21 protein-coding genes (1 of these 21 only partly in view) are annotated in these 25,881 nt (G+C 72.3%); 12 read left to right on the forward strand and 9 right to left on the reverse strand.

Annotated features, from left to right (window positions below):
* Positions 1-407, forward strand: partial view of a hypothetical protein gene (locus tag WMF44_RS39595; RefSeq protein WP_437295223.1) — the 3' end only. It extends 436 nt beyond the left edge of the window; the window shows 407 of its 843 coding nt (coding positions 437-843); its start codon lies off the left edge, out of view; it ends in the stop codon at positions 405-407.
* Positions 408-428: 21 nt separating this feature from the next.
* Here the strand turns inward: WMF44_RS39595 and nadA are convergent, their stop codons facing one another.
* Positions 429-1,388 carry a quinolinate synthase NadA gene (nadA, locus tag WMF44_RS39600; protein ID WP_012240033.1) on the reverse strand — a complete coding sequence of 320 codons (960 nt, stop codon included), beginning with the start codon at positions 1,386-1,388 and terminating at the stop codon, positions 429-431.
* A gap of 241 nt (positions 1,389-1,629) precedes the next feature.
* On the opposite strand from nadA, the gene WMF44_RS39605 reads away from it, so the two are divergent.
* The 4 genes from WMF44_RS39605 (at position 1,630) to WMF44_RS39620 (ending at position 7,712) form a co-directional block, all read left to right on the forward strand.
* Positions 1,630-1,968 (forward strand): DUF3634 family protein, encoded by a 339-nt coding sequence (locus tag WMF44_RS39605; protein ID WP_437295224.1) that lies wholly within the window; start codon positions 1,630-1,632, stop codon positions 1,966-1,968.
* A gap of 40 nt (positions 1,969-2,008) precedes the next feature.
* Positions 2,009-3,400, forward strand: a complete 1,392-nt coding sequence (locus tag WMF44_RS39610) for an ABC1 kinase family protein (protein WP_437295225.1) — start codon at positions 2,009-2,011, stop codon at positions 3,398-3,400.
* Between the two features lie 108 nt (positions 3,401-3,508).
* On the forward strand, positions 3,509-5,812 hold the full coding sequence (locus WMF44_RS39615) for a protein kinase domain-containing protein (protein WP_437295226.1): 2,304 nt from the start codon (positions 3,509-3,511) through the stop codon (positions 5,810-5,812).
* 16 nt (positions 5,813-5,828) lie between these two features.
* Complete coding sequence (locus WMF44_RS39620) at positions 5,829-7,712, forward strand: hypothetical protein (protein WP_437295227.1); 1,884 nt, start codon at positions 5,829-5,831, stop codon at positions 7,710-7,712.
* 19 nt (positions 7,713-7,731) lie between these two features.
* Here WMF44_RS39620 and WMF44_RS39625 read toward each other — a convergent pair whose 3' ends face one another.
* Positions 7,732-9,678, reverse strand: a complete 1,947-nt coding sequence (locus tag WMF44_RS39625) for a ribonuclease R family protein (RefSeq protein ID WP_437295228.1) — start codon at positions 9,676-9,678, stop codon at positions 7,732-7,734.
* Positions 9,679-9,979: 301 nt separating this feature from the next.
* Between WMF44_RS39625 and WMF44_RS39630 the strand changes: the two genes are divergently transcribed.
* Positions 9,980-10,510, forward strand: a complete 531-nt coding sequence (locus WMF44_RS39630; protein ID WP_437295229.1) for an FHA domain-containing protein — start codon at positions 9,980-9,982, stop codon at positions 10,508-10,510.
* Positions 10,511-10,529: 19 nt separating this feature from the next.
* Here the strand turns inward: WMF44_RS39630 and WMF44_RS39635 are convergent, their stop codons facing one another.
* Both WMF44_RS39635 and WMF44_RS39640 read right to left on the reverse strand, forming a co-directional pair.
* Positions 10,530-12,392 carry a PEGA domain-containing protein gene (locus WMF44_RS39635; protein WP_437295230.1) on the reverse strand — a complete coding sequence of 621 codons (1,863 nt, stop codon included), beginning with the start codon at positions 12,390-12,392 and terminating at the stop codon, positions 10,530-10,532.
* A 5-nt stretch (positions 12,393-12,397) separates the two neighbouring features.
* On the reverse strand, positions 12,398-15,202 hold the full coding sequence (locus WMF44_RS39640; RefSeq protein WP_437295231.1) for a protein kinase domain-containing protein: 2,805 nt from the start codon (positions 15,200-15,202) through the stop codon (positions 12,398-12,400).
* A gap of 470 nt (positions 15,203-15,672) precedes the next feature.
* Between WMF44_RS39640 and WMF44_RS39645 the strand changes: the two genes are divergently transcribed.
* Positions 15,673-17,070: a cytochrome-c peroxidase gene (locus WMF44_RS39645; RefSeq protein WP_437295232.1), complete on the forward strand. Its 1,398-nt coding sequence runs from the start codon at positions 15,673-15,675 to the stop codon at positions 17,068-17,070.
* A 50-nt stretch (positions 17,071-17,120) separates the two neighbouring features.
* Here the strand turns inward: WMF44_RS39645 and WMF44_RS39650 are convergent, their stop codons facing one another.
* The 3 genes from WMF44_RS39650 to WMF44_RS39660 all read right to left on the reverse strand — a co-directional run bounded on the left by WMF44_RS39650 (position 17,121) and on the right by WMF44_RS39660 (position 19,738).
* Positions 17,121-17,414: a hypothetical protein gene (locus WMF44_RS39650; protein WP_437295233.1), complete on the reverse strand. Its 294-nt coding sequence runs from the start codon at positions 17,412-17,414 to the stop codon at positions 17,121-17,123.
* Positions 17,415-17,546: 132 nt separating this feature from the next.
* A complete protein-coding gene (locus WMF44_RS39655; protein ID WP_437295234.1) occupies positions 17,547-18,104 on the reverse strand; it encodes a hypothetical protein in 558 nt (185 codons plus the stop codon).
* A gap of 161 nt (positions 18,105-18,265) precedes the next feature.
* Positions 18,266-19,738 carry a hypothetical protein gene (locus WMF44_RS39660; RefSeq protein WP_437295235.1) on the reverse strand — a complete coding sequence of 491 codons (1,473 nt, stop codon included), beginning with the start codon at positions 19,736-19,738 and terminating at the stop codon, positions 18,266-18,268.
* Between the two features lie 158 nt (positions 19,739-19,896).
* Between WMF44_RS39660 and WMF44_RS39665 the strand changes: the two genes are divergently transcribed.
* Entirely contained in the window at positions 19,897-20,358 is a 462-nt protein-coding gene (locus tag WMF44_RS39665; protein WP_437295236.1) for a PIN domain-containing protein, read from the forward strand.
* Positions 20,359-20,603: 245 nt separating this feature from the next.
* Positions 20,604-21,893, forward strand: coding sequence for a putative metal-binding motif-containing protein (locus WMF44_RS39670; RefSeq protein ID WP_437295237.1), 1,290 nt, complete (start codon positions 20,604-20,606; stop codon positions 21,891-21,893).
* Positions 21,894-21,984: 91 nt separating this feature from the next.
* Here the strand turns inward: WMF44_RS39670 and WMF44_RS39675 are convergent, their stop codons facing one another.
* Both WMF44_RS39675 and WMF44_RS39680 read right to left on the reverse strand, forming a co-directional pair.
* Entirely contained in the window at positions 21,985-22,398 is a 414-nt protein-coding gene (locus tag WMF44_RS39675; protein ID WP_437295238.1) for a hypothetical protein, read from the reverse strand.
* A gap of 110 nt (positions 22,399-22,508) precedes the next feature.
* On the reverse strand, positions 22,509-23,462 hold the full coding sequence (locus WMF44_RS39680) for an ABC transporter substrate-binding protein (protein WP_437295239.1): 954 nt from the start codon (positions 23,460-23,462) through the stop codon (positions 22,509-22,511).
* 73 nt (positions 23,463-23,535) lie between these two features.
* Between WMF44_RS39680 and WMF44_RS39685 the strand changes: the two genes are divergently transcribed.
* From WMF44_RS39685 to WMF44_RS39695, 3 genes are all read left to right on the forward strand, one after another.
* A complete protein-coding gene (locus WMF44_RS39685; protein WP_437295240.1) occupies positions 23,536-24,303 on the forward strand; it encodes an SDR family NAD(P)-dependent oxidoreductase in 768 nt (255 codons plus the stop codon).
* Positions 24,304-24,533: 230 nt separating this feature from the next.
* Positions 24,534-24,896, forward strand: coding sequence for a GFA family protein (locus tag WMF44_RS39690; protein ID WP_437295241.1), 363 nt, complete (start codon positions 24,534-24,536; stop codon positions 24,894-24,896).
* A gap of 130 nt (positions 24,897-25,026) precedes the next feature.
* A complete protein-coding gene (locus WMF44_RS39695; RefSeq protein ID WP_437295242.1) occupies positions 25,027-25,785 on the forward strand; it encodes an NAD-dependent deacylase in 759 nt (252 codons plus the stop codon).
* Positions 25,786-25,881: the final 96 nt, after the last annotated feature.

Genomic DNA, 25,881 nt, shown 5'->3' on the forward strand with positions numbered 1-25,881 from the left:
GCGAGGACGGCGCGCCCACGGTGCGCACCCTCGCGCTCGGCGCGCGCCTCGCGCCCACGCTTCCGCTCGGCGAGCGCGCCCGCTCGTGGCTGTCGGTCGGCGTCGGCTACGACAGGTTCGACTTCGACCGCATGCGGGTCCTCGACCCCGGGGGTGAGTTCACGGTCCGCGAGCGCGGCGCGTCGTACGTCGCGATCCCGCTGGGGCTCGGGGTGTCGTTCGACATCATCCGCCGCTGGCTCACGATCGAGCTGGAGACCTCGGGCGCCTTCCTGCTCGGCCGGGGCGGCGACGCCACCCGGGAAGGCCAGGCCATCGACGCCCAGGGGCGGCGGCGCAACGTCGGCGCGCTGCCGCAGGCCCGGGGCTCGTTCGTCCAGACGCTCGGCCTCTCCCTCGTGCTGTGATCGCCGCGTCGCGCGGCGAGCTCAGCTGAGGGCCAGCATGCGATCGATCGGGACGCGCGCGCGCTCGCGCAGCTCGGGCGCCATCTCGAGGCGCGGGGCGAGATCGCGCAGCGCGAGATAGACCTTCTCGAGCGTGTTGAGCCGCATGAAGGGGCACTCGTTGCAAGCGCAGTTGCCCTCCGGCGGCCCCTCGATGAACTCCTTGTGCGGCGACGCCTTGCGCATCTGGTGCACGATGCCGCTCTCCGTCGCGACGATGTACTTCAGGGCGTCGTCCGCTGTCGTGTACTTGAGCAGCGCGGTCGTCGAGCCGATGTAGTCGGACATCCGCAGGATCGGCTCCTCGCACTCCGGGTGCGCGATGAGCTTCGCGTCCGGGTGGCGCTCGCGCAGCGCGACGATCTTGCGCAGGCTGAAGGTCTCGTGAACGACGCAGCTGCCCTGCCACAGGCGCATCGGGCGGCCCGTCCGCTCGACGAGCCAGCGCCCGAGGTTCTTGTCGGGCGCGAAGAGGATCTCCTGCCCCTCCGGGATCGCGCGGACGATCTTCTCCGCGTTCGACGACGTGCAGATGTAGTCGCTCTCGGCCTTCACCTCGGCGGAGCAGTTGATGTACGAGATCGCGGCCGCGCCGGGGTACCGGGCGCGCCAGGCGCGGAAGCGGTCGACGGGGCAGCCGTCGGCGAGCGAGCAGCCCGCCGCGAGGTCGGGGACCACGACGATGCGCTCGGGGTTCAGGATCTTCGCCGTCTCGGCCATGAAATGCACGCCGGCGAACAGGATGACGTCCGCGGTCGTCTTCTTCGCCTGCTGGGCGAGCTGCAGCGAGTCGCCGAGGAAGTCTGCGAGATCCTGGATGTCGCCGTCCTGGTAGTAGTGGGCCAGGAGGACGGCGTTCCTCTCCCGCTTCAGGCGGCTGATCTCGTCGTGCAGATCCAGGCGCGGATCGATGGCGGCAGGCTGGGGCGCGGCGCTCGTCATGGCTACCTAAGGTAGGCACCGCGCGGCGCGCTGGCCAGGGCCCCCGAGCCGCGCGGCGAGCTCCGGCGCGCTCCCCAGGCACGGCCACGCAGCCGGTGCGGCGGTCGCCGGCGCCCGAGCCGCGCGGCGCGCTCCAGCCGCGCGGCCCGCCGCGTCTCCCTCGTTGACAACGGCCGGCACCGGTTCACGATCGAGGCCCGCGGTGGGCCTGGGGAGGAGCTCTCGTCGTGGGCGGCCACCCATGTCCCTCCTGATCCCCGTCGCCCTGCTCGCCCTCGTCGTACCGCTCGTCGTGGCGCTCCTGCGCGCAAATGAGCTATTTTGCGTGCGCGTCGAGGGGCGCAACGTCCGGCTGCTCCGGGGCCGGGTGCCGCAGCGGCTGCTCGACGACATCACGGACGTCCTCCGCGCGGCGCCGGTCGGGCGAGGCGCGGTGCGGGTCGTGGTCGAGGACCGGCGCGCCCGGGTCCACGTGGAAGGGGATATCTCTCCCGAGCAGGCTCAGCAGCTGAGGAACACCGTCTCCATGTGGCCGGTTCCGAAGATCCGCGCGGCCCCGAAGCGCCGCACGGGCGCATGACCCCGCCGCCGACATTTCCACCCTAGCGAGTCAGTCCCGCATGGCCGACGACAAACCCCGAGACAACCCGCCGACATCCAAGCTGGGGCGCCTCGCGCGCCTTGCCGGCCTCGCCCCCCGCACGATCCCGTTCGCCATCGAGGGCGCGAAGCGCGTCCTCGGCGCGACCCGGACCGAGGAGGAGGAGGCCGAAGCGCGGCGGAGGATGGCCCAGGAGGTCAAGAAGACCGCCGAGGCGATGCTGAAGACGCTCGGCGAGATGAAGGGCCTGCCGCTCAAGTTCGGCCAGATGGCGAGCTACATCGACGGGCTCGCGCCGCCGGGATACGAGGAGAAGTTCCAGGCCACGCTGAAGAAGCTGCTCGACAAGGCGCCGCCCCTGTCGCCGGAGGCCGCGGAGCAGATGATCCGCGAGGAGCTCGGCGCCCCGCCCGAGCACGTGTTCGCGGCCTGGGAGCGCGAGCCGTTCGCGGCGGCGAGCATCGGACAGGTGCACCGGGCCACGACGAGGTCGGGGGAGCGGGTCGCGGTGAAGGTGCAGTACCCCGGCATGGACAGGGCCATCGAGAACGACCTGAAGAGCGTCTCGATGCTCGAGGCGATGATGGCGCCCCTCGCCAAGAAGCTGAACGCCCGGCAGACCGTCGACGAGCTCCGCAAGGTCTTCCTGTCCGAGCTCGACTATGCGCGCGAGGCCGAGATGGCGGACCTGTTCCGCCGCATGAACGCCGGGGACGAGGACGTCTCTATCCCGCGCATCCACCACAGCCTCACCACGAGGCGCGTCCTCACGCTCGAGCTCGTCGACGGCATGAGCTACGCCGAGTTCTGCGAGCGCGGCAGCCAGGAGGCGAAGAACCGCGCGGGCCTCTCCATCTGGCGCTTCACCTTCCGCTCGATGCTCCGGTACGGCTGGCTCTACGCCGACCCGCACCCGGGCAACTACCGCTTCCACGAGGATGGGCGCGTCACGATCCTCGATTTCGGCTGCGTGAAGCAGCTCCCGCCCGACCTCGTGGCGGGCATGAAGCGCTACATGCGCGCCGCCATGGACGCGGACTGGAAGGAGTTCGACCGGGCGTGCGTGGAGGTGCTCGGCTACGACCCGGCCGACGAGAGCTGGGATCTCTACCGGAGCTACACGATGGAGCTCATGGTCCCGCTGTGCACGCACGGGACATGGAAGTGCTCCCCGGAGAAGGCGCGCGAGACGGTGGCGTACCTGACCCGCGGCATCCGGGGGCTCGCCCTCAAGGAGGGAGAGAAGATGCCCACCATCCCCCACGTGCCGAAGATGCCGCAGGACTTCACGTTCGTGAATCGCCTCCAGTGGGGGCTCGCGTCCGTGCTGGCCGGGCTCCGGACCGAGGCGGCGTTCCGGCGGACCATCGATCCCTGGGTGCGCGACGGGGTGCACCCCGTCCCCGATTGAGCGAGGATCGCTGGTAGGCTCGTCGGCGCGGAGGGGCGCGCCGAGGTCGCTTCCGCCGCGGCTCTCACCTTGACCTCGATCCCGCACGCTGTGACATTCGATCGGGGCATGGACGACGAGAGGGCGGCCTGCGAAAGGCGCGTAGGAACGACCCTGCGGGGCAAATGGACGATCGATCGCCTCGTCGGGATCGGCGGGATGGCCGCCGTCTATGCCGCGACCCACAAGATCGGGCGGCGCGAGGCGATCAAGATCCTCCACCCCGAGGTGGCCCGCTCGAAGGACCTGCGCGCCCGGTTCGAGCGCGAGGCGCAGGCCGTCAATCGCTTCCAGCACCCCGGCGTGGTCGAGATCCGCGACATCGACGTGACCGAGGACGGCGCGCCGTTCCTCGTGATGGAGCTCCTCGACGGCGAGTCGCTCGCCGACCGGATCCAGCGGCTCGGCAGCATCGAGCCGGGCGAGATGCTGCGGCTGATGGATGAGCTGCTCGACGTGCTCGGCGCCGCGCACGGGCAGGGGATCATCCACCGCGACATCAAGCTCGACAACCTCTTCGTCGAGAAGACCGGGCGCCTCAAGGTGCTCGACTTCGGCATCGCGCGCATGCGCGACGGCGTGAAGACGGCGATGCGGACCCGCACGGGCGCGACGCTCGGGACGGTGTCGTACATGGCCCCGGAGCAGGTGCGCGGCATCTCGGTCGACCACAGGGCGGACCTGTTCGCCGTCGGCGCGACCATGTTCCGGGTGATCGCGAAGCGGCGCATCCACGAGGCGCGCACGGAGTCCGAGCTGCTCGTGAAGATGGCGACCATGGCGGCGCCGCCGCTCGCGAGCGTCGCGCCGGAGACGCCGCACGGGCTGTGCCTCGTCGTGGACAGGGCGCTCGCGTTCGATCGCGACCGGCGCTACCCGGACGCCCGCACGATGCAGGCCGACGTGCGCGCGCTCCTGCATGGAGCGGCGCCGCCGCACGCGTCGGCGCGCCTCGCGGCGGGCGACGTGCCGTCGGCGGGCGCGCCGCCGCTCTCGCCGATGCTCCTGTCGGCGGCCGCCTCGGCGGACGCGCAGGCCGAGCCTCCGCCGCGGCCCGCGGCCCCGTCGGGCGCGAGATGGAACGAGATGGGCTCGGCGCCCGCGATCGGGTCGGAGCTCGGCCCGGGCAACAGCGGGGCGTCCTCGTGGGAGGCCGCCACGATGGCGGCGCCCGGAGCTCCGCGCGGGAGCGCCATGGATGCGGCCCAGGCGCACGGAGGACACCCCGGCATGGCGCAGGCCGCCCCCGGCGCTCCGAATGGACCGCCGTCGGCCCTGCACAACACCGGCGCCGGCCACGCCGGAGCGCACGGCGCGCCCCCATCGTGGCAGGGCGCCGGCGCGCCCCACAGCGCGCCCGTCTCGCTCCACAACACAGGCTCGGGCCTGCACAACACCGGTCCGGCCTACGGCGCGCCCGCCCCGGCGCACGGCGCCAGCGCGCCCCACAGCGCGCCGGCGCACGGCGCCAGCGCACCCCACAGCGCGCCGGCACACGGCGCCAGCGCACCCCACGGCGCGCCGGCACACGGCGCCAGCGCACCCCACGGCGCGCCGGCGCACGGCGCCAGCGCGCCCCACAGCGCGCCGGCGCACGGCGCCAGCGCGCCCCACAGCGCGCCGGCGCACGGCGCCAGCGCACCCCACGGCGCCCCCGTCTCGCTCCACAACACGGGCTCCGGCCTGCACAACGCCGGCCCGGCCTACGGCGCGCTCGCCCCGGCGCACGGCGCCAGCGCGCCCCACGGCGCCCCCGTCTCGCTCCACAACACGGGCTCCGGCCTGCACAACGCCGGCCCGGCCTACGGCGCGCCGGCCCCGCGGCACAGCGCCGGCGTACCGCACGGCGCGCCCGCCTCGCTCCACAACACGGGCTCCGGCCTGCACAACGCCGGCCCGGCCTACGGCGCGCCCGCGCCGCCGCACGGCGCCAGCGCGCCCTACGGCGAGCAGCCGGCCGCGGCGTGGGCGCCGCGCCACGCTCAGCCGAGGCTGCCGCCGAAGCTCGTGATCCCGCTCGCGCTCGGCGGCGTGGCGCTCATGATCGTGAGCGTGCTCGCGATCTGGATGGCGCTCCGCGACGAACCCCAGAGCGACGCGGTCCAGCACGATCTGCTGCCGGCCCAGAGCGCGAGCGCCAGGCCGACCCAGCTCTCCCCGTCCTCGGAGAGCACCGACGAATCGCGGAGCAACGTGAACGAGCCAGGATCGCGGAGCAACGTGAACGAGCCAGGATCGCGGAGCAACGTGAACGAGCCAGAGACGATGCGCCCGGACGCGCCGAACGCTCCGGCGACCGCGCCGCCCGCGAGCACGTTCATCATCGACTTGACCAAGAAGAAGCAGCGGACGAGAAAATCACGCCAAGACTGAAGCCAGATCGCCGAACATGGAGCTCCGCCCCCTCATGGTGACGAGGACAACCCCGCGCGCTCGATCGATGCTCGTCGGGTCCGCGCTGGCGCTCACGCTCTCGGGAGCGTGCTCGGACCCGGTGCCGCTCGGCCCACGTCCCGACGCCGGCGGCGACGGTGGAGGCGGCAGCGGAGGCGCGCCGCCGCTCTGCAGCTCCGGCGACGTGCAACCCTGCTATCCCGGCCCGGCAGACACCGAGGGTGTCGGCGTGTGCGCGGCGGGCGTGCGGAGGTGCCAGCCAGACGGCCAGGGCTTCGGCGAGTGCGAAGGCGCCGTGGTCCCGAGGCCCGAGGACTGCGGCACCACCGTGGACGACGACTGCGACGGCGCGACGAACGAGCCCGACGCGGGGTGCGTGTGCACCCCGGGCCAGATCAAGACTTGTTACAGCGGCCCCGAGGGGACGAGCGGCGTGGGGCTCTGCGCGGTGGGGCTGCAGATGTGCGATCTCTCGGGCACGTCGTGGCGGCCGTGCGGCGGCGAGGTCGCCCCGCAACGAGAGACGTGCACGGACGACACCGACGAGGACTGCGACGGCTTCGCCTGCAGCGCGCCGCTCTGGGCCGCCCTCTACGGTGATCAGAACACCCAGAGCGCGACCAGCGTCGGCGTCGACGCGCAGGGAAACGTCTATATCGGCGGCACCTTCTCGGGGACCATCAACCTGACCGGCAAGGAGACGGGCACCCTCGTCAGCATCGGCACCTCCGACGTGTACGTCGCGAGCTTCGACCCCTCCGGACAGCACCGCTGGAGCGTGAGGTTCGGCGGCAGCGGCGCCGAGACGCTCAACGGGCTCGCGGTGACGCCCGAAGGCAACCTCGTGCTCGGCGGGACGTTCTACGGGTCGTTCACGTTCGGCGGCACGACGCTTCGCAACGTCAACGCGCTCGACACCTTCGTGGTCACGATGAGCGGAGAGAAGGGCGAGCAAGGCTGGGCACGCCAGCTCGGAGACGCGGCCGATCAGACGCTGCGCTCGATCGCGGTGGACCCCGCCGGAAACATCGTGATCGCCGGCTACTTCAGCGGCTCGCTGCTCTGCTCGTCGCCGCCCGTCCCGGTCTGCGCGACCAGCGCAGGCGGCACCGACATCTTCGTGCGGAAGTACGATCCGCTCGGCGCCACCCTGTGGACCAGGATCTACGGAGACGACAAGAACCAGTTCGCCACCGGCGCCGCCGTCGGCAGCGACGGCAGCGTGCTCGTCACCGGCAGGTACAACGGCGCCCTGACCGTCGGCTCCCGGCAGGTGAAGAACACCGGGCTCGGGCCGAACCTGTTCGTCCTGAAGCTCGACAGCGGCGGGAACGGCGTCTGGCTCTCGGACTATGGAGACACGGCGTCGCAGGCGGGCACCGGGATCGCCGTCGCCCCCTCGGGCGCGGTGCTCGTGACCGGGACGTACATGGGCGAGCTCAACTTCGGGGCGGCCGGCACGCTCCCCGCCAACGATGTGCAGACGGCGTTCGTGGCGTCGCTCGCCCCCGACGGCGTGCCCGTGTGGGCGCGGTGGTTCGCCGGAGACGGCACGCAGGAGAGCACGTCGATCGCCGCGGACGCGGAGAACGGCGTGGTGGTGACCGGCTCGGTCCAGGGCGTTGTCGACCTCGGCGGCGGGCCGCTGCCCGGCGGCGGCGGCTTCGACGCCTTCGTGGTGAAGCTCGACGCCGACGGCAATCACGTCTGGGGGAAGGTGCTCGGCGCCGCCGGCAACCAGAGGTCGAACGCGGCGGCCGTCGCGCCGGGCACGGGGGTCATCGCGCTCTCGGGCACCGCCGAGGGGAAGATCGACTTCGGCCTCGGCGAGCACGCAGCGAACGGGACCGACGCGTTCGTCGTGCTCCTGTCGCCGTAGACAGGAGCCGCGGCCCCGGTCACGGGGCGCCGCGAGCGCCCGCAGGGACGAGGTCGACGCGGCCGAGCTCCTCGTTGGTCGCCGCGATGGCGGCGCGGATCGGCTCGCCGACGCCGTAGCGACGGCTCGCGCCGACCAGCGCCTGGGCGGCGACGTCGATCCGATACGGGCCGCCCGGCAGCGCCTCCAGCGCGATCGTGCCCGTCGCGCCGGACTCGACCATCTGGACGACGAGGCCGAACGGCTTGATGGATACGATGTAGCCCTCGATCTCCTCGCCGACGCGGGAGGCGAAGAGGCGCGCCACGAGCATGCGGTGCCGCTCCGTCTCGGCCTTGGCGGCGCTGCGCGCGCGCGCGTTCAGGTGGTGAGCGAGCGACGCGAGCACCTCGGCGTCGGCGCGCTGGTCGCGGCGGCCCTGGAGATAGCGCTTGACCACGCGGTGCACCGCGAGGTCGGCGTAGCGGCGGATCGGGGACGTGAAGTGCAGGTACAGCGGGGCGCCCAGGCCGAAATGCAGGCCTCCGGCGCCCGTGTACCGGGCAGGGCCGAGCGCCTTGCCGACCACGGTGCGGATGGCCGGCGCGAGCTCGGAGCCCCTGTACTGCGCCTCGAACGCCGCGAGGCCCAGGGGGCTCAGGCGCGCGCCGAAGCCGGCCTCGACGCCGAAGTTGTGCGCGAACTGCTCGAGCGCGCGGACGCGCTCCTCGGTCGGCTCGTCATGGACACGAAAGACGCAGGGGAGCCCGCGCGCCACGAGCCAGCTGGCCACCGCCTCGTTCGCCGCCACCATCAGCCGTTCGATGAGGCGGTGCGCGCCCGTGTCGGAGCGCGGCGAGACGGCGGTCGGCTCACGCGTCTCGGCGTCCAGCGTCACGTACGCCTCCTCGCGATCGAGCTCGACGCCGCCGCGCGCCGCGCGGACCGTCGACAGCCTCGCGGCCGCGGTGCGGAGCCAGCGCACGACCGGCCGGGCCGCCTCGGGGATGCCGGCGGAGCGGCCCGTCGTCAGGAACTCCTCGACGGCGTCGTACGAGAGGCGGGCGTGCGAGCGGATCACGCTCTCGTGCAGGTCGATCGACGTGATGCCCCCCTCGGGGTCGATGCGCAGCTCGACCGTGACGGCGAGCCGATCGACCCCCGGGAGCAGGCTCGCCGCCTCGCTGGAGATCGCGTCGGGGAGCATCGGGATGACGCGGCCAGCCAGGTAGACGCTCGTGCCCCGGGCGCGGGCCTCGAGATCGAGCGGCGAGCCCTCGGGGACGAACGCGTCCACGTCGGCGATCGAGACGAGGACGCGGAGCGCCCCGTCGGGGCCGGCCGGCAGCACCGAGACGGCGTCGTCGATGTCCGTGGTGACGGGCGCGTCGATCGTGACGGTGATGACGTCGCGCAGGTCGCGGCGGCCGCGCGCGAGCTCGCGCTGGACCGACACCGCCGCGACCGCCGCGCGCGACGCCTCGAGGACCTCGCCCGAGAACACGGCGCGCACGCCGTTGCGGGCGAGGCACCGCTCGATGCCGAGGTCGGCCTCCGACGCGACGACGCGCGCCGGGACGACCGCCGCGCCCTCGATGGTGGCGACCACCGCGGCGCCCTCGGGCAGGTCGTCGGCGCTGCCCGGCTTGAACGGCCAGTCCGTGTTGGAGACGAGGCGATCGACCCGGAGGTGCGGCCGCTTCGCGTGCGATACGACCGTCCCGAAGAGCTCGGAGCGATCGCGCTGGACGAGGGCGAGCTGCGACGCGCTGAAGCGGCCCGGCTCCGCCTCGACGACCACCGCGTCGACGACGTCGCCGTCAAGGAACGGGTTCAGATCGGGCGGCGCGATGAAGGCGGTCGCCGAGCCGAGGGCAGCCAAGCCCGGCCTGCCCGGCCCCCCCGCCCTCTCCGGAGAGGCCTCGATGTTCAGGAACCCGAAGCCACGGGGGTTGACCGAGATGCGTCCACGAACGGGTGCGTGCATAGGCGCGGAAGGTACGCCAGATCCCGGCGCGTTCGAGCACAAGCTGCCCGTTGAGCTCGCACCAACACAATAGAATTACCACAACACGGTAAACCAAGCGGCGGGCGCGAGGTCACGGCATCGCGCGCTGCACGCCGAGATGCGCTCGGGCGCTTGGGGTGCCTCGCGCTGCGCCGCGATGACGTGCGGGCGGCATCGCGGTTCCACGTGCGCCGGGGACCCTGTGCGTGGGCGGGACGCCAGGGCAAAAGTGCCTCCCTGGACGGTTCGCGGCGCCGGATCGGCTTATACTCGACACATCGTGGAAGACTCAGGGGACATCATCGAGCTAGCGCGTGTGATGCCTCGGGACCGCTTCGTCCGCCAGGTGACGAACCTGCTCCTCGTGGTGTCCGAGGCTGGTCCGGACAACCAGCAGATCGCATTCCGGACGGTCGCCGCGTCGCCGGCGGCGCACCGGAAACCGCCGCCTCCGCCCGGCCCAGCGAGCGAGGTGTTCCAGATCGTCAAGGCGAAGGGCAATCCCTATCTCGACCAGATCTCGGTGGGCCGCACGCGCAATTGCGACGTGGTGCTGCGCCACCCCTCCGTGTCCAAGCTGCACGCGCATTTCCGGCGGAATGAGCAGGGGCAGCTCGTGCTCGTCGACAACGGCTCGCAGAACGGGACCCGCGTGAACGGCAAGCTGCTCTCCGAGAGCGAGCCGCAGGAGGTCTCGGTGGGCGACGTGATCCAGTTCGGCCGGCTCACGACGTCGCTGCTCGACGCGGCGGCCCTCTTCGACCTCGTGCGCGAGCAGGCGCGCCTCGCGAGGGATCAAGCGAACCGGTGAGCGCCGCGCGCGGCGGGGCTCAGAACCGGTATCCCGCGGAGACGTTCGGAAAGAACATCGTGAACGTGCCGTGGGCGAGCTCCTCGAACACGACCTTCTTGCCCGGCGCGCAGTCGACCGTGGGGTGCGCCGCGTCGCACTCGGCCCCGACCACGTAGGTGTTGCCCGTCTCGAGCGGCGGGCCGTCGACGAGGAAGAAGCCGACGCCGAGGCCCGCGCTGGCGCTGAGGCGCCCGAGCTTCAGCCGGAGCCTCAGCTCGGGCATCGCGAACGGCGCGGCGGCGCGGACGGCCCTGCCCGCGTTCTGCACGGCCACGCTGACGGTCCTCTCCGCGTCGGACGCCGTGCCGGTCACCTCGTCGCTCATCTCGGCCAGCACCACGCCGAGCCCGAGCGCGCCGCCGACGTCGAGCCATGACGACAGCCCGTAATGATAGCTGCCGCCGACGATCACCGTCACGCCGGCCAGGCCGATGTCGTCGTGAAAGCTGTAGCGGATGGGGAGCCTCTCGTCGCCCCCGCGCGGAGCGGCATAGGTCGCGTCGAGCGAGCGATCGAGCGTCGTGTGGAGGCTCAGGTACCCGGCCGTGAGCTCGATGGCGGCGCCGATCGGGAACTCGTAGCTGCCGCGCACGCCGGCCAGCACGCCGGACGGGCGCGAGACGCCCGAGCAGCTGTAGCTGCCGCAGCTCCGCTCGGCGTCGCTCTCGAGCGACGACGCGAACGCATAGCCGCCGGTCGCCTCCAGCCGGAAGACGCCGACCCTCCGACCCCAGCGCGGGTGCGCGTCGTCGATGGCGAGCGGCAGGACGATGTCGCCCCTCGTCGTCCTGTCGACGGTCGCGCGCAGCGTGCGCGCGAAGTAGCCCGGCTCGTGCGCCTCGAAGGTGTGGCGCCCGAGCGGCAGCGCCCCACGCCACTGCCCCTTGCCGACCGGGACGCCGTTGATGGTCAGATCCGCGCTCAGCGGCTGGGCGACGACGCGGACCTCCTCGCCGAGCGGCCCCGCCTCGACCGTGGCGACGGCGAGCTGCCCCGCGATGACGCTCGCCTCGCGGGGCGCAGAGCCGAGATCGCCCTTGCGCACCGAGTAGAAATGCGGGCCAGGCGCGAGCGCGCCCTCCCACGGCAGCTGGCCGATCAGCGCGCCGTCGATGAGGAGATCGGCGCCGACGAGCCGCTCGTCCTCGACCTTCAGCCGGCCGGTGCTGGCGAGCGGATCGAGCTTCGCGTCCACCGACCTGGTCTCGGCGACCCCGACGGTCACGATCCGCTCGAACGTGTGCCAGCCGTCCTTGACCACGCGGAGCGTGTGATCCCCGGGGAGCAGCCGGATCGGGCCGGCGAGGGGGAGCCGGCCGCGCTGCCTCCCGTCGATGAGCACCAGGCCATCGACGTTCGACGAGACGACGACGCTGCCGATCCGCGCTCGCAGCGTGGCGACCGCGGACGCGACGCTCCGGCGCTCCGGCTCGCCGAGCTCCGCGCGGAGCTCCGTGAGCAGCGCCTCGTAGAGCTCGAGCGCCTCGTCGTAACGCCCGAGCTGATCGAGGCAGAACGCGGCGTTGAGGGTGTTGGGCACCGAGGCGACGACCTGACGCGACCTCAGGTAGAGCTCGAGCGCGCGCTGGAAGTCGCCGATCTTGCGCAGCTCGTTCCCTTCCTGAAAGAGCGCCTTGGCCCGGGCGAGCGCCTCGTCGGCCGGCGCGGGCGACGCGGGCGCCGCGGACGCCGAGGCAGGCGCAGGCGGCTCGGGTGGCGCGCCCGGGACAGCCTCCGCCGGCGGGGGCTGCGCGCGGGCCGGAGGCGCAGGCGCCGCGCTCGCCGTGGCGAGCGCGCACGCCGCAAAGCAGCGCCGCAGGGCGCGACGGGCGCGCGGCATCGGTTTCACCACCGGTCGACCGGCACCACCGCGGGCGGAGCGGGCGGAGCCGCAGGCGCCCCCGTGGCGGAGGGCGCGGCAGGCTCGGCCACGGGAGGAGCGCCGCGTGGGGCGCGGCTCTTCCTGTCACGGCGCGGGGCAGGCTCGGAGGCCGCGACCGACGCAGAGGCCGGCGGGGGCGGCTGGAGATCGATGCGATCGGGGCGGATCGTGCCGTCGCTCAGCAGGAACACCGTCTCCTTCGTCGTCGCGCCGCCGCGGGTCACCTCGATCTCGAACGTGTCGCCGGCCTTGCCCGTGAGGTCGAGCCGGCCGTCGCTCACCGGACGCGCCGCGCCGTTGACCCGCACCGTCGCCTCCTTCGGGAGCGTCACGACGGCGGTGAAGGACGCAGGCGTGGGCGCGGGCGCGGGCGCGGGCGCGACGGGCAGCGCGGGCTCGCTCGGCGCGGCGGGCGACGCGAGCGGCTCGTTGCCCGTCGAGGCGCGCAGCGCGAGGCCGCCGCCGATCGCGGCCAGGGCGACCACCGTGACCGCCGCCCCGACGAAGCGCCGCCGTGCCGCGCCGGAAGGCTCCTTCACCGCGGTGAAGGAGCTGCCGCCGATGGACCGCTCCTCCCCCTCGGCCGATCGCGAGAGCCTGGACTCGCGCAGCGCGGAGATCGGGGTGGCGCCGGCGCGCCGCTCGGGGTCGATGCCGCGCAGCTGATCCAGCGTGACGACGCCGGTGCCGTCCGCGTGCGGCTCGAGCGCGGCGATGAGCTCCTCCATGCTCTGCCAGCGCTCCGCGGGATCCCGCAGGAGGCCGCGGTGCACGACGGCCGCGAGCGCCGGGGAGACCCACGGCGCGGCCCCGGAGAGCGGCGGCACGCGCTCGGTGCAGATCGCGAGCAGGAGCTCGGCGAGCGAGGCGTCGGCATCCCAGGGGCAGCTCCCGCAGAGCGCCTGGTAGAGCGAGACCGAGAGGCTCCAGATGTCGGAGCGGTGATCGACGTCCTTCGCCATCTTCGCCTGCTCGGGAGACATGTAGATGGGCGACCCGAGCACGCCGCCGGCGCGCGTGAGCTCGTGCGAGACGCCGTCCCCCGTGCGCTTCGCGATGCCGAAATCGCACACCTTGACCACGATCCTGCGATCGCTCGACGACGGCGGGCGGATGGAGCCGGACGGGCGCCGCCCCGAGGACGGCGGGCGGACCGAGCCGCCCGAGCGCCGCACCGACGGCGGCCCCGCCGGGAGCGAGCCGCGCTGGGTGGACGGCGGCGCCGAAGCGAGCGCGCCGCGCCGGGTGGACGGCGGCCCCGAAGCGAGCGCGCCGCGCCGGGTGGACGGCGGCGCCATCGAGGTCGACGGCCTTTGGGCCGCGCCCTCGAACGGCGCGTGCAGGAAGAGGTTCGCCGGCTTGATGTCGCGGTGCACGATCCCCTCGGCGTGCGCCGCCGCGAGCCCGCGCGCCGCCTGGATGAACACGCGCACGACGGGCTCCGGCTCCAGCGGCCCGCGCATCCTGAGGAGCTTGGCGAGGTCGACGCCGTGCAGGAGCTCCATGATGATGAACGGCGTCGCGAGCGTGAGATCCATGCCAAGCTCGAACGTCTTGACCACGTGCGGGCTCTGGATCGCGGTCACCGCGCGCGCCTCGCGGATGAAGCGGCGCACGGCGTGGTCGTCCTGCCCGACGGCGCTCTTGAAGATGACCTTGGCCGCCACCCGCCGCCCTTCGGGCGACTCCGCCTCGTAGACGGCGCCCATCCCGCCGCGCCCGATCAGCCGGCGCACCGCGTACCGGCCGCCGAGCTCGCGGCCGACCAGCGGATCGGTCTCGGCGCCGGCGCGCTCGGCGATGGCCTCGCGCAGCTCGGGATCGAGCGGCCTCAGCATGTCGATGGTGAGGCGCTCCTCGCTGCCCGACGCGGCGCGCAGCGCCTCGGCGAACGCCTCGATCGACGGATAGCGCCGGTCCACGTCGCTGTGCAGCGCGAGCGAGAGCGCGGTCGCGAGGCGCGCCCCGATCCACGGGGCGCGATCCTGGATCGACGGGAGCTGCGCGAGATGCGCGAGAGACGACGCCGGCGCGTCCGCCGCCGTGTCCGTGGGGCCGAGCTCGGCCGTGTCCGCCGTGACGTCGAGCTCGGCCCACGGCGAGGCGCCGCAGAGCATCTCGTAGAGCGTCGCCGCCAGGCCGAACACGTCACCCCGCACGTCCGCGGTGCGGTCCCGCGGCCCCGACTCGTCGCGCAGGGGACCGGTGCTCCTCGCCGCCTTGCCAGGGGCGGAGGTGGCCGTGTCACAGCCCTTCGAGAGCCCGAAGCCAAAGACGCGGACGAGGATCTCTCCGCTCGCGAGGTGCTCCAGGAAGATGCGCGGCGGCCGCACGTCGCGGTAGACGAGGCCCGCGGCGTGCCCCGCCGAGAGCCCCGCGGCGGCCTGGAGCGCGATCCGCACGGCGACCTCGGGCGCGAGCGGCCCCGTCTCGGCGAGCAGGGCGGCGACGTCGGTCCCGTCGAGCAGCGGCATGACGAGGTAGGCGAGATCGCGCTCGAGGTCGTGGCCGGCATCGACGATCGGGACGACATGCGCGTTGTCGAGCTTCGCGGTGACGCTCGCCTCGCGGGTGAGCCGTGACAGCGTGTCCTCGGTGACGACCTCGGGCCGCAAGACCTTGAGCGCGACGCGGCGGCCCGAGGGGCCCCGGGCCTCGAACACGACACCGAAGCCCTGCGCGGAGAGGACGCGGACGATCCGATATCCGCCGGTGAGCGCGCCCCCCACGAGCGCCGTCGGATCCGCCAGAGGTGCTGTCCGGCCCATGTCCTCAAGCATACGACGGCCCATCGCGCCCCACAAAGCATGAGTGTCACGCGACCTCGGAGGCGCGCTGCGCGGGGGCGCCGCACCGACGCGGAGCGCCGGCCACGCACCTACAACGACGCCAAGCCCGCCGCACGGCGGCGCGCCCGCCGAATGTAGGCGCGACAACCGCAGATAATGCGGTGAACGGACCGCCGTATACGCGAGGACACGAGGGGATACGCGGGGACACGCAAGAGCACGGGGGGATACGCATGGATACGCATGAATACGCGGTGATACGCGAGTACACGCAGTAAGCCCTTTGAATCATGGAATATTTGTCTCATTTGTCTTGCCGATCGAAAGCTCACGAGTTTAGACTCTTATCATCCCATTCACCGCCGCTCGGTCAGGATCTGGGCAGGACTGGTTGATCTCAAGCGCGCACCCCGATGTGCGCCTCCCCCGCCGGGGGACCTGGAGGCACCATGACCCTGCGATCCCTCGGGCGCGCGCTCGCCGCCCTGACGGCCTTTCTCGTCCTCACGCTCGTCCTGGCGCGGCCGGCGCGCGCCAAGGGCTCTTCCGTCGATGAGCGGCTCGCCAAGGTGCTCGCCCGACACGGGTTCACCGGAGAGATCGAGTCGACGCTGGAGTCGCGGCTCGGGCGGAAGCTCGACAAGAAGCTCGCGAAGCTCGGGCGTGACCTCTTCTTCGACAGCCTCCTCGGCCTGAACGACGACAACTCGTGCTCAGGCTGCCACGCGCCGACCGCGGGCTTCGCCGACACGCAGTCGATCGCCATCGGCATCGACAACAACGGCGTCGTCGGGCCGCGCCGCACAGGGCCGCGCAACCAGCGCCGCACGCCCACCATCATCAACACGGCGTTCTATCCCACGCTGATGTGGAACTCGCGGTTCTTCGCCGTGTCCGGCGACCCCTTCGACAACAGCCAGGGGTTCTCGTTCACCGCGCCGGAGGGGATGTCGCTCTCCTCCCTGCCGCACCTGCTCAACGCCCAGGCGTTCATCCCGCCGACCGAGATCACGGAGATGACCGGGTACGAGGCGCCGCCGTCGCACGATGTCGTGCGCGAGGAGGTCACGGAGCGCGTGAACGACGTGAAGGCGTACCGGAAGCGGTTCGCCAAGAGCTTCCGGGCGGTGAAGCGAGGGGACGACATCACCTACGAGATGATCGCGGCCGCCATCGCCGAGTTCGAGATGTCGCTCACGTTCGCCGACGCGCCCATCGACAGGTTCGCCCGCGGCCGCCGGCACGCGATGACGCTGGAGCAGAAGCGCGGCGCGCTGCTCTTCTTCGGCGAGGCGGGGTGCGTCAGGTGCCACGCGGTGTCGGGGGAGTCGAACGAGATGTTCAGCGACTTCCAGCAGCACGCGATCGGCGTGCCGCAGATCGCGCCGAAGGACGACCCGGCGCACGCGAACGTGGTCTTCGACGGCCCGAACGCCGATGAGGACTTCGGCCTGGAGCAGGTCACGGGGGATCCGGCCGATCGGTACAAGTTCAGGACCTCGCCGCTGCGCAACGTCGCCCTCCAGCCCACGTTCTTCCACAACGGCTCGTTCACGTCGCTGGAAGGCGCCATCCGCCACCACCTCGACGTCTACACGTCGGCCACGGAGTACACGAACAAGCACCTCGATCGCGATCTGCGGGGTGAGATGGGCCCGCTCGCGCCCGTCCTCGCCGCCGTCGACCCGCTGCTGCAGGAGCCGATCGACCTCACGGAGGAGGAGATCAGCTGGCTCTGCGCCTTCGTCGGAGAGGCGCTGCTCGACCCGCGCGCGACGCCGAAGCGGCTCGAGGCGCTCATCCCGGAGGAGCTCCCGAGCGGGCGCGAGGTCCACCGCTTCGAGTAGCCGCGGGCCGGGCGGCGCTCACCCGGTCGAGCGCCCGCCGGCACCCCGGCTCAGCTGCGATCCAGGCAGCTGCTCAGCGACTCTTTCTGGATGCTGCACTCCTCGTCGTACTTCGCAGGATCGCAGTGGTCCTCGGCGTGGCTCCGACACTCGAGATACGACTCCCAGGCGTCGTGGCAGCCTGCCTCCTCGGCGGCCTCCGTATCGGCGCTGCACATCGCGAGGCAGCTCTGCTCCGTCATGGCGTCCCCCGGGCACTCCACGGCTTGCTCACAGAGCTCAGGGCACCCCTCCTCGCCGTGCTCGTCGCTGCAGCCCACGGCGACGAGGGCGAGCACCAACATGGTCATTGCCTTCATCGGCCCACCGTATCACGAGCGCGACGCCGCGCGCTGGCGCGGCCCAGGTGCGCGCCAGTGGGCAGCCGCCAGGGCGGCGCGCCGGCTCTCCGGCGGCCGCGCCCGGGAGGGTGCGGCTCAAGGCAGCAGCCGGGAGAGGAGGCTCCACTTCGCCGAACGACCGGACTTCATGGCGAGGACCGTGGTCACGCCGATCACCCCCGCCGTGAGGGCGATGTTGAGCGGCCCCATGACGCCGAGGAGCCGGTGCAGCGCCGCGGCCTTCGCGGGCGGGCGAGGCGCCGGCGCTTCACCCTCCTTGAGGAGGGGCAGCCCGCCGTCGGGCGCCTCTTCGAGCATCTGCTGTCCGCCCAGCATGCTGGCGACGCTCGTGGCGAGCGTCGCGCCCAGGAGGACGTCCTTCAAGCGCACCAGATCGCGGGTCTCACGGTCGATCGATCGCCCCGAGATCACCGTCCGCCCGATGAACCAGGTGGCCGCGGCGGTGCCGAGCGAGATCGCGCTGACGAGGTTGTACCGCTGCCATGCGTCAGAGAGCACCTTGCCCCGCTCGGCCTCGGAATGGATGTCCTTGACCGCCTGGCGCAACGCCAGCCGGCCAAAGAGGGGGCCGCCGAACCCCGCGGCCAGACCGAGCTCATGCAGCACCCATGCGGATGTCGAGAGTGTAGCCATGTCGTTCCACCTCATCGCGACGCACAAGCAAGATCGTGCCCAGGGCTTGACTGCGCGCCAGGATCCAGGCTGTCGCAGGCGCGCCGCCTCGGCAGCGCGCCGGCGCCCGCGAGGTCGGGCCCGGCGCGGCCCCGCGAGGACGGTGCTTGCCCGGCGCCAGGTCACGTCGACAGGTACGTCGGGCCGCCGCGCAGCACGGCATTCCCGCGAGCGCCGCTGAACTCTCGTCCGGCGGATGAACCACGCTCGTCGACGAGCGCGGCGGCGGCGGGGCGGAGCACGTCGACCACGGCCTGCCGCCGCAGCCGGTGGAGCTCGTCGGCCGCCAGGAACCCGTGGGAGGGCGGGAGATCGCGGTCCTCCATGCCCGGCGCTCCGGCGCCCACCTGCTCGATCGCGCGCGCGAAGGCCGCGGCGACGCGCTCTCGAAGGCGCGCGCCGCCCGTCGTGACGGCCCAGCGGACGAACGCCCAGGCGAGCTCCGCGTGGCGGGCCTCGTCGCGCGCGATCGCCTGGAGCGCCATGCGCACCGCCGGCGGCTCTGCCGCCTGCGCCGCGACCTCCGCCTCGATGGCCGAGAGGGTCTCTCCGACGCAGCCCTCCACGACGGTCGCCAGGGTGATGGCCTCGAGCGAGCCGAGATCGTCGAGCGCGCCGTGCACGGGCAGCGGGCCGACGCCCACCGGCTCCCCCGCGTACGCCGAGGCGATCGCGAGCGCGAGGCGCGCGTGCCGCACCTCGTCGAGCGCCGCGCGGTGCGCCGCTTCGAGCAGCTGGGGAGGCGCGCCCTGGGCCATCAGCGCGAGCGCGAAGCGGCCGAAGGAGGCGACCGAGGCGTGCTCGTTCTGGCCACGCTCGGCCCAGCGCCGGGCGAGCTCGCGGCGCGCCGCGGGCGCGAGCGCGCCGAGGTCGGTGTCGGCGAGCGCGCGCTCGAAGCGCCGCACGTCGGTCTGCGACCACGCGCTCGGGGCGCGCGCGAGCGGCGCGACGCGCGGCTCGCCCCGGACCAGGAGGGGGCGCCCTTCACAGGAGATGGAACCGACGAGGTAGCAGCAGCTCGCCGGATCCGACGCCTTGCGGTTCGCGTAGGGGCCCTGGATCCACCCGGCCGCGCCCTCGCCCTCGGGGCTGCACGTACACGTCCCCGAGCCGGGCGGCAGGTCGTCGAGGAGCGGCCCAGCCTCGGAGGCCGCAGGGCAGGCGCCGCCGGCCGGCGCCGTGCAGTGCACCTCGTAGCAACACTGGCCGTAATAGCCGCCGTCATGAAACGGCCCGACGCAGGTCGGATCGGGATAGGGATCGAGCGGCGCCGAGGCGTCGGGAGGATCGACCTCGCCACCTCCGCCGGCCCCCGACGTCGCGCCTGCCGTCGAGCTCGAGCTGGATGTCGCGCCTTCAGGCGAGCTCGAGCCGGAGCTCGGCCCCGACGTCGCGCCTCCAGGCGAGCTCGAGCTCGCGCCGGATTCGATGTGCGTGCCGCAGCCCGACACCAGCGCAAGGCTCGCGCCCCACTGGGATGCGACCAGGATTCGAAGCAGGAAGTTTCGCATGGACGGCGACAAGCAAGGCATGTACCGGGCGAACCCACGTGTCTCCGGCCGCCGGGAGAGCACCGCCGTGCCAGCATGTGCCATCGCCCTGTCCCCTCCACGCGGCCTCGGCCCATGCTGCCGGTGGACCTTCCATCCGGCCGCGGCCCTGGATACCGGGTCTCGATGTCACCAGACCACCCGGACCGCCGGGCAGATCTGGAGCGGCGCGCGCGATGGTGCGTCCGCCCCGAGGAGGCCTCATGCGGATCGTTCTCGATAGCTCCGTCGCCATCGCCTCGATGAAGCTTGCAGAGCCCGGGCACGCGGACGCACTCGCGTTTCTCGAGCGCGCCCGCGCCGCCGTGGCCGCGGGCGCGGCGCGCGTGCTCGCGCCGCCCGAGCTATGGCTGGAGGTGTACGTCGCCGAGCAGCGGCTCGCGGCGTCGCGGCGGGCCGCGCCCGCGGCCACGAGCCCGCTGGGGGGCCTCGCGATCGAGCTGGTCGCGCCCGTGGACGCGGGCGCCATCACGGAGTTCCTCGACCAGCTGACGAGGCGCATGCGCGGCCGCAGGCCCTTCGCCAACGCGACCGACCTCGTGTATCTGTGGGCCGCCCGCTGCGCGGATGCGACCGTGGTGACGCTCGACGAAGGGCTCCTCAAGTACCACGGTGTCGTCTGCGATGTGACAAGGCCGCAGCACGTCCGGCTCGAATCCGGATAACGCGTCGCAGCGAGCGGCAATGCACGTCGCGACAACCGCCGTCCGAGAAACGTCGAAAACAGCATCTCTGGGTGGTCACGGCGCAAGTTTACACTCCGCACAAATGCACTTGTCGCACCCGGCGAGGGCAGCTATCCCTGAGCGTCGCAGCGGAGCGCGCGGAGCTCGCGAGCCTGGGCTGCGCGGCGAGGCGCATGCGAAGTACATCGCTTATTTCACCGGTCCTCCCGGTGAGCTTGGCCCTTTTGACCACCCTGGCTGCGCCGCAGGCCCACGCCCGCCGCGCCGGGCTTGCGGTGGAGGGGTGCAACGGCTGTCACACCGGCGGCGCGGTGCCGGACATCACCATCGACCATAGCCCCAAGAACCCGGCGGCCGGCGAGACGGTGACTCTGCAGGTGCAGATCCGTTCTGCCAACATCAACGCCGGGGGCATCTATCTCCTCACCGAAACAGGTCGGCTCTCCCCCATCAACGGTCAAGGCACCAAGCTCATCGACGAGCGCCAGCTCGTCCACGACGCGCCGAAGCGGGCGAGCGGCGGGGTCGTCCGCTTCGACGCGCAGTGGATCGCGCCGGGCGCGCCGGGCGGGGTCGTCGTCCAGGTGTGGGCCCTCGCGGCCAACGGCGACAACAGCCAGCGCGGAGACGGCGCTTCGTCCGCCGACACCGCGTTTGCCTACGGATGCACAGGGACGACGTATTACCTCGATCGCGACGGCGACGGCTACGGCGACTCCAGCGTGCCCAGGGTCGATTGCACCCGGCCGGCCGATCACGCCGACCGCGGCGGCGATTGCGACGACTACAGCGTCAACATCCATCCCGATCAGGAAGAGGCCTGCAACGAGATCGACGACGACTGCGATGGAGAGGTCGACGAGGAGCTCGCGATCACCACGCAGTATGAAGACGCCGACGGCGACGGCTACGGCTCGTTCTTCGGCGCGACGGTCACGGCGAAGTGCCCCCCCGAGGGGTACGCGCCGAGCTCCAACGACTGCAACGACAGGGCCCCTGACGTCCACCCGGACGCGACCGAGATATGCAATCTCGCCGACGACGACTGCGATGGCCGCATCGACGAGGGCGTGCGCGAGGTGTGCGGCGTCGGGATGTGCGCGCGGGAAGCGGTCGCGTGCACCCCCGGGTCATGCACGCCCGGCGAACCGAGCGCCGAGGTGTGCAACGCGCTCGACGACGACTGCGACGGCGAGGTCGACGAGGACCCAGGCCTCTGCGCGCCCGGCGAGGGCTGCCCGAGCGGCACGTGCAGCAGCGGGGCCGGCGCCGGCACGGCCGTGAGCGCTGGCAGCGCCGGAAGCGCCGGAAGCACGGGAAGCGCCGGCGGCGCCGTCGCCTCCGCGGGCTCCGCGGGCGGCGGCGCGCCGGACGAGGGAGGAGCGGACAGCGGCGGTTGCGCCATCGACGCCGGCGACCCCCGAGGCGGATCTCCGTGGCGGCTGCTGACGCTCGCCTCGCCGTTCGCCCTCCTCGCGTTGCGGCGGCTGCGGAAGAGTGGCACCCTACGGTAAGCCTTCCTTCCGAGCCTGAGCTCAACACGCATGCTCTCCGCCGCTTCGGTCGCACCGAGATCAAGATGCCTGTTTTTTCGTGCGGAGGGCATCACGGAGGCGTGCTGACGTCCAGGCGAGCTCCTCGCGAGCCCCACAGGGCCGCCAGCAGGCCGAGGTGCGCGGCCGCGTAGAGGGCGAGCATCGCCCGCAATGTCAGCGAGGCATCGAGGGGCAGCGGAAGCGCCACGCCTGCCCAGCCGATCACGAGGAGCCCCGAGATCGTCAGCGGCCCGCGCGTCCACGGCTCGCCTCGCCCGAGCCCGCGGGCGGCGAGCACATCGAGCGCGCCTGCGGTCCACTGGGCGAAGCTGATGAAGGCGAGATGAGCAGCCCGATCCGCGTGCGGAACAACGCCCTTCTTCGCGACGCCAGCCAGCACGCAGGCCGCGTGCGCGGTGCCGCCCAGGAGCAGCACGATGCCCGTCACGAGAGCGAAAGACGCCAGCGCGGGACGTGGAGACATGCCGCACACGATACCCGGGGAGCGAGAACCCGCGTTGCAAAAGCGGAGACGGCCGACAGCGCACGGTTCTTGCCGCCTCCTGCCCTTGTTCGACATTGGAGCGGGCGGCGTCACCCGTCGTCGAAGGCGTGCCGCCGGAGCTCCGCGTCGATCCGCGCCACCGACCGGGCATGCGCGCGGCGCGCGTCGGCGAACAGGGCCGGGTGAGCGCAGGCCGCGAGGATCTCGAGCGACTCCACGATGCGGGGTCCAGGGCGATTGAAGAAGGCGTTGCCGTCAGCGATGTACACGCGGCCTTGCGCCACGGCCCGATACGTCGCCCAGGGCAGCACATGGGGGAGGAGATCGAGCTCATCGAGCGTGCGCTCGAGGGTGAAGCCGCACGGCTTGATCATCACCACGTCGGGATCGAGCGCGGCGAGCGCGGCCGGCGAGAGCGTTGGCGCGTGCTCGCCGGGTCGCGTCACGAGGGGTTCCCCGCCCGCGAGGGTGATGAGCTCCGGCATCCACGTGCCGCCGATCATGACAGGCTCGATCCACTCGACCGCGAGCACGCGCGGCCTGCCCGGCGCCGCGGCCGCGCGCGCGGCGACGGCGGCGGCGCGCGCGCGCAGCCGCTCGACGAGCGCCTCGCCGCCTGCCGGGCGGCCGATCCCCTCCGCGACGCGGCGAATGTCGGCCCAGATGTCGTCGAGCCGCGTCGGGTGCAGGTTGATGATGCGCACGTCCTGCCGCGCAAGGCGGGCGACGGCCGCGCGGACGTCCTCGAACGAGACCGCGCAGACGTCGCAGAGGTCCTGCGTCACGATCGCGTCCGGCCGCGCCTCCCGGAGGGCGTCCATGTCGATGTCGTAGACCGCGAGCGCGTCCCGGAGGACGTCGCGGACCGCGGCGTCGATCTCCCGGCTGGAGCGCGCCGGCCTGAGCCGCGGGCGGGTGAGCACCGGGAGGCCGGTCAGCCCCTCGGGGAAGTCGCACTCGTGAGAGATACCGACGAGCTCGCTCTGAGCGCCCAGCGCGCAGACGATCTCGGTCGCGGACGGCAGCAGGGAGGCGATGCGCATGCGCGGTATTCTATCTCCTGGCGATCCCCGCGGGGCGCGGCGCGCACAATGCTCGTGAAGACAGGAGGTCCCCATGAGACTGCAAGGCAAGATCGCGCTGGTCACAGGGAGCAGCCGGGGAATCGGCCGCAGCATCGCTGTCCGGTTCGCCCGGGAGGGCGCCGACGTGGCGCTCACGTACCACAAGAGCAAGGAGGGCGCCGAGGAAGCCCTCGCAGAGGTCGAGGCCGCCGGAAGGCGAGGTCATCTGTTCGCCGTCGACGTCGCCTCCGTCCAGAGCGTGCGAGGGCTCTTCCAGGAGGCCGTCGCGCGCTTCGGCCGGCTGGACGTGCTGGTCAACAATGCCGGGCTGGAGAAGCGGGCGCCGTTCTGGGAGGTGACCGAGGAGGACTACGATCAGGTCATCAACACCAACCTCAAGGCGGTGTTCTTCGGGAGCCAGGCGATGGTCCGTCACCTGCGCGAGGCGGGGCGGCCCGGCAAGATCATCAACATCAGCTCGGTCCACGAGGATCTTCCGTTTCCCCACTTTGCGTCGTACTGCGCCAGCAAGGGCGGCGTCCGCATGCTCACGCGCACGCTCGCCGTGGAGCTGCGCGGCACCGGGATCACCGTGAACGCCATCGCGCCGGGCGCGATCGAGACGGAGATCAATGCCACTCTGCTCGAGGATCGCGACAAGCTGAGCGCGCTGCTCGAGCAGATCCCGCTGGGCCGCCTGGGAAAGCCGGAGGACGTGGCCGGGCTCGCCGTGTTCCTCGCCTCGGCGGACGCCGATTACGTGACCGGCTCGACGTACTTCGTCGATGGCGGGCTGACGTGGAACTACGAGGAGCAGTAGGCGGGGCGCGGCCCCTCGCCGAGGAGCGGCTTCGTTCGACAGCCTGGGCCGAGAAAAGTTTCCGACAGAATGCAATGCAGCGCGGCCGAGACCAGCGCCGGCGACCTGCCGCTGCGGTGCCTCGGCGCGGAACATCTTTTGCACAAGCGTAACGCACGTAGCCCGCGTAACCCGCCACGAACATCGCATTTTTGCGTCACGCGGCCAGCTCCCTGTGGCACCATGCGCGCATGACGGAGATCAAGACCTATACAGGTGGCTGTCACTGCGGGAAGGTTCGCTACGAGGTCAAGGTGGACCTGAGCAGTCCCGTGGTCATGTGCAACTGCTCGCGCTGTTCGAAGCTGGGCGCGATGCTGGCCTTCGCGCCGGTGGACCAGCTCACGCTCAAGGAGGGTGGCGACGTTCTCACCGACTACCAGTTCAACAAGAAGGTCATTCACCATGTGTTCTGCTCCGTCTGCGGCGTCGAGTCGTTCGCGCGGGGAGTCGGTCCCAACGGACAGGAGATGTGCGCCATCAACGTCCGCTGCCTGGACGACGTCGATATCGACACGCTCAAGACCATGAAATTCGACGGGAAGAGCCTGTAGTCGCGCCCCGGCTGGCCGGGGCCGCGGCCGACCATCGCCGGCCCTGCGCCGGCGCTCGCGCAGCTCCCGCTCGCGCTCCTGGCCGATCCGCGGGCACGAGCGCGGGCGACACGGGTAGACTGGGCGCGCGATGTCGATCGAACGAGCAAGCGCGCTCCTGGCCTCGGCCCGCTCAGCCCTCTTCATCACCGGCGCGGGGGTCTCCGCGGCCTCTGGCATCCCCACCTACCGCGGGATCGGAGGGCTCTACGGCGAGAAGGCGACCGACGAAGGGATCGCCATCGAGGAGGCGCTCTCGGGCGAGATGTTCCAGCAGCGCCCGGAGGTCACGTGGAAGTACGTCCACCAGATCGAGCGCGCGTGCCGCGGCGCGCGGCTCAACGCCGCGCACGCGGCGATCGCCCGGATCGAGCGCCGCCTCGAGCGCTGCTGGGTGCTCACCCAGAACGTCGACGGGTTTCACCGTGGCGCAGGCTCCACGAACGTCATCGACATCCACGGAGATCTCCACCGCATCCTCTGCACGCGCTGCCCTTACGAGGCGCACGTCGACGATTACGCGGAGCTCGCCCCGTGCCCGCGCTGCCCCGCGTGCGCCGCCGTGCTCAGGCCCGATGTCGTCCTCTTCGGGGAGATGCTCCCCCTGGAGAAGGTCGAGATCCTCCGGCGGGAGCTCGCGCGGGGCTTCGACGTGGTCGTCTCGATCGGGACGTCGAGCCTGTTCCCCTACATCACGAGGCCGGTGCTGGACGCCGCGCACGCCGGGGTTCCGACCATCGAGATCAACCCGGAGCTCACCTCGATCTCCACCGCCGTTTCGGTGCGGCTTCCGATGCGCGCTGTCGAGGCGCTGGAGGGGATCCTCGCCGGCATCGAGACCGGCGGCTGATCTTTCCGCGCGCTGCGTTGCAGCTGCTCGGCCTGCCACCAGGCGACGGCATGGCCTGCGCGGGGAGGCGGAGCGCAAGACTGTGGCTCACGGCGC

Origin of the sequence: Sorangium sp. So ce426 (genome assembly GCF_051475585.1) — a bacterium.
Lineage (GTDB): Bacteria > Myxococcota_A > Polyangia > Polyangiales > Polyangiaceae > Sorangium > Sorangium cellulosum_B.

Excerpts from the sequence above, each read along its gene's own strand:
- nadA (WP_012240033.1), bottom strand. The coding sequence starts at position 1,388 with ATGACGAGCGCCGCGCCCCAGCCTGCCGCCATCGATCCGCGCCTGGAT.
- WMF44_RS39605 (WP_437295224.1), top strand. The coding sequence starts at position 1,630 with ATGTCCCTCCTGATCCCCGTCGCCCTGCTCGCCCTCGTCGTACCGCTC.
- WMF44_RS39610 (WP_437295225.1), top strand. The coding sequence starts at position 2,009 with ATGGCCGACGACAAACCCCGAGACAACCCGCCGACATCCAAGCTGGGG.
- WMF44_RS39615 (WP_437295226.1), top strand. The coding sequence starts at position 3,509 with ATGGACGACGAGAGGGCGGCCTGCGAAAGGCGCGTAGGAACGACCCTG.
- WMF44_RS39620 (WP_437295227.1), top strand. The coding sequence starts at position 5,829 with ATGGAGCTCCGCCCCCTCATGGTGACGAGGACAACCCCGCGCGCTCGA.
- WMF44_RS39625 (WP_437295228.1), bottom strand. The coding sequence starts at position 9,678 with ATGCACGCACCCGTTCGTGGACGCATCTCGGTCAACCCCCGTGGCTTC.
- WMF44_RS39635 (WP_437295230.1), bottom strand. The coding sequence starts at position 12,392 with ATGCCGCGCGCCCGTCGCGCCCTGCGGCGCTGCTTTGCGGCGTGCGCG.
- WMF44_RS39640 (WP_437295231.1), bottom strand. The coding sequence starts at position 15,202 with ATGGGCCGGACAGCACCTCTGGCGGATCCGACGGCGCTCGTGGGGGGC.
- WMF44_RS39645 (WP_437295232.1), top strand. The coding sequence starts at position 15,673 with ATGACCCTGCGATCCCTCGGGCGCGCGCTCGCCGCCCTGACGGCCTTT.
- WMF44_RS39650 (WP_437295233.1), bottom strand. The coding sequence starts at position 17,414 with ATGTTGGTGCTCGCCCTCGTCGCCGTGGGCTGCAGCGACGAGCACGGC.
- WMF44_RS39655 (WP_437295234.1), bottom strand. The coding sequence starts at position 18,104 with ATGGCTACACTCTCGACATCCGCATGGGTGCTGCATGAGCTCGGTCTG.
- WMF44_RS39660 (WP_437295235.1), bottom strand. The coding sequence starts at position 19,738 with ATGGCACATGCTGGCACGGCGGTGCTCTCCCGGCGGCCGGAGACACGT.
- WMF44_RS39665 (WP_437295236.1), top strand. The coding sequence starts at position 19,897 with ATGCGGATCGTTCTCGATAGCTCCGTCGCCATCGCCTCGATGAAGCTT.
- WMF44_RS39675 (WP_437295238.1), bottom strand. The coding sequence starts at position 22,398 with ATGTCTCCACGTCCCGCGCTGGCGTCTTTCGCTCTCGTGACGGGCATC.
- WMF44_RS39680 (WP_437295239.1), bottom strand. The coding sequence starts at position 23,462 with ATGCGCATCGCCTCCCTGCTGCCGTCCGCGACCGAGATCGTCTGCGCG.
- WMF44_RS39685 (WP_437295240.1), top strand. The coding sequence starts at position 23,536 with ATGAGACTGCAAGGCAAGATCGCGCTGGTCACAGGGAGCAGCCGGGGA.
- WMF44_RS39690 (WP_437295241.1), top strand. The coding sequence starts at position 24,534 with ATGACGGAGATCAAGACCTATACAGGTGGCTGTCACTGCGGGAAGGTT.
- WMF44_RS39695 (WP_437295242.1), top strand. The coding sequence starts at position 25,027 with ATGTCGATCGAACGAGCAAGCGCGCTCCTGGCCTCGGCCCGCTCAGCC.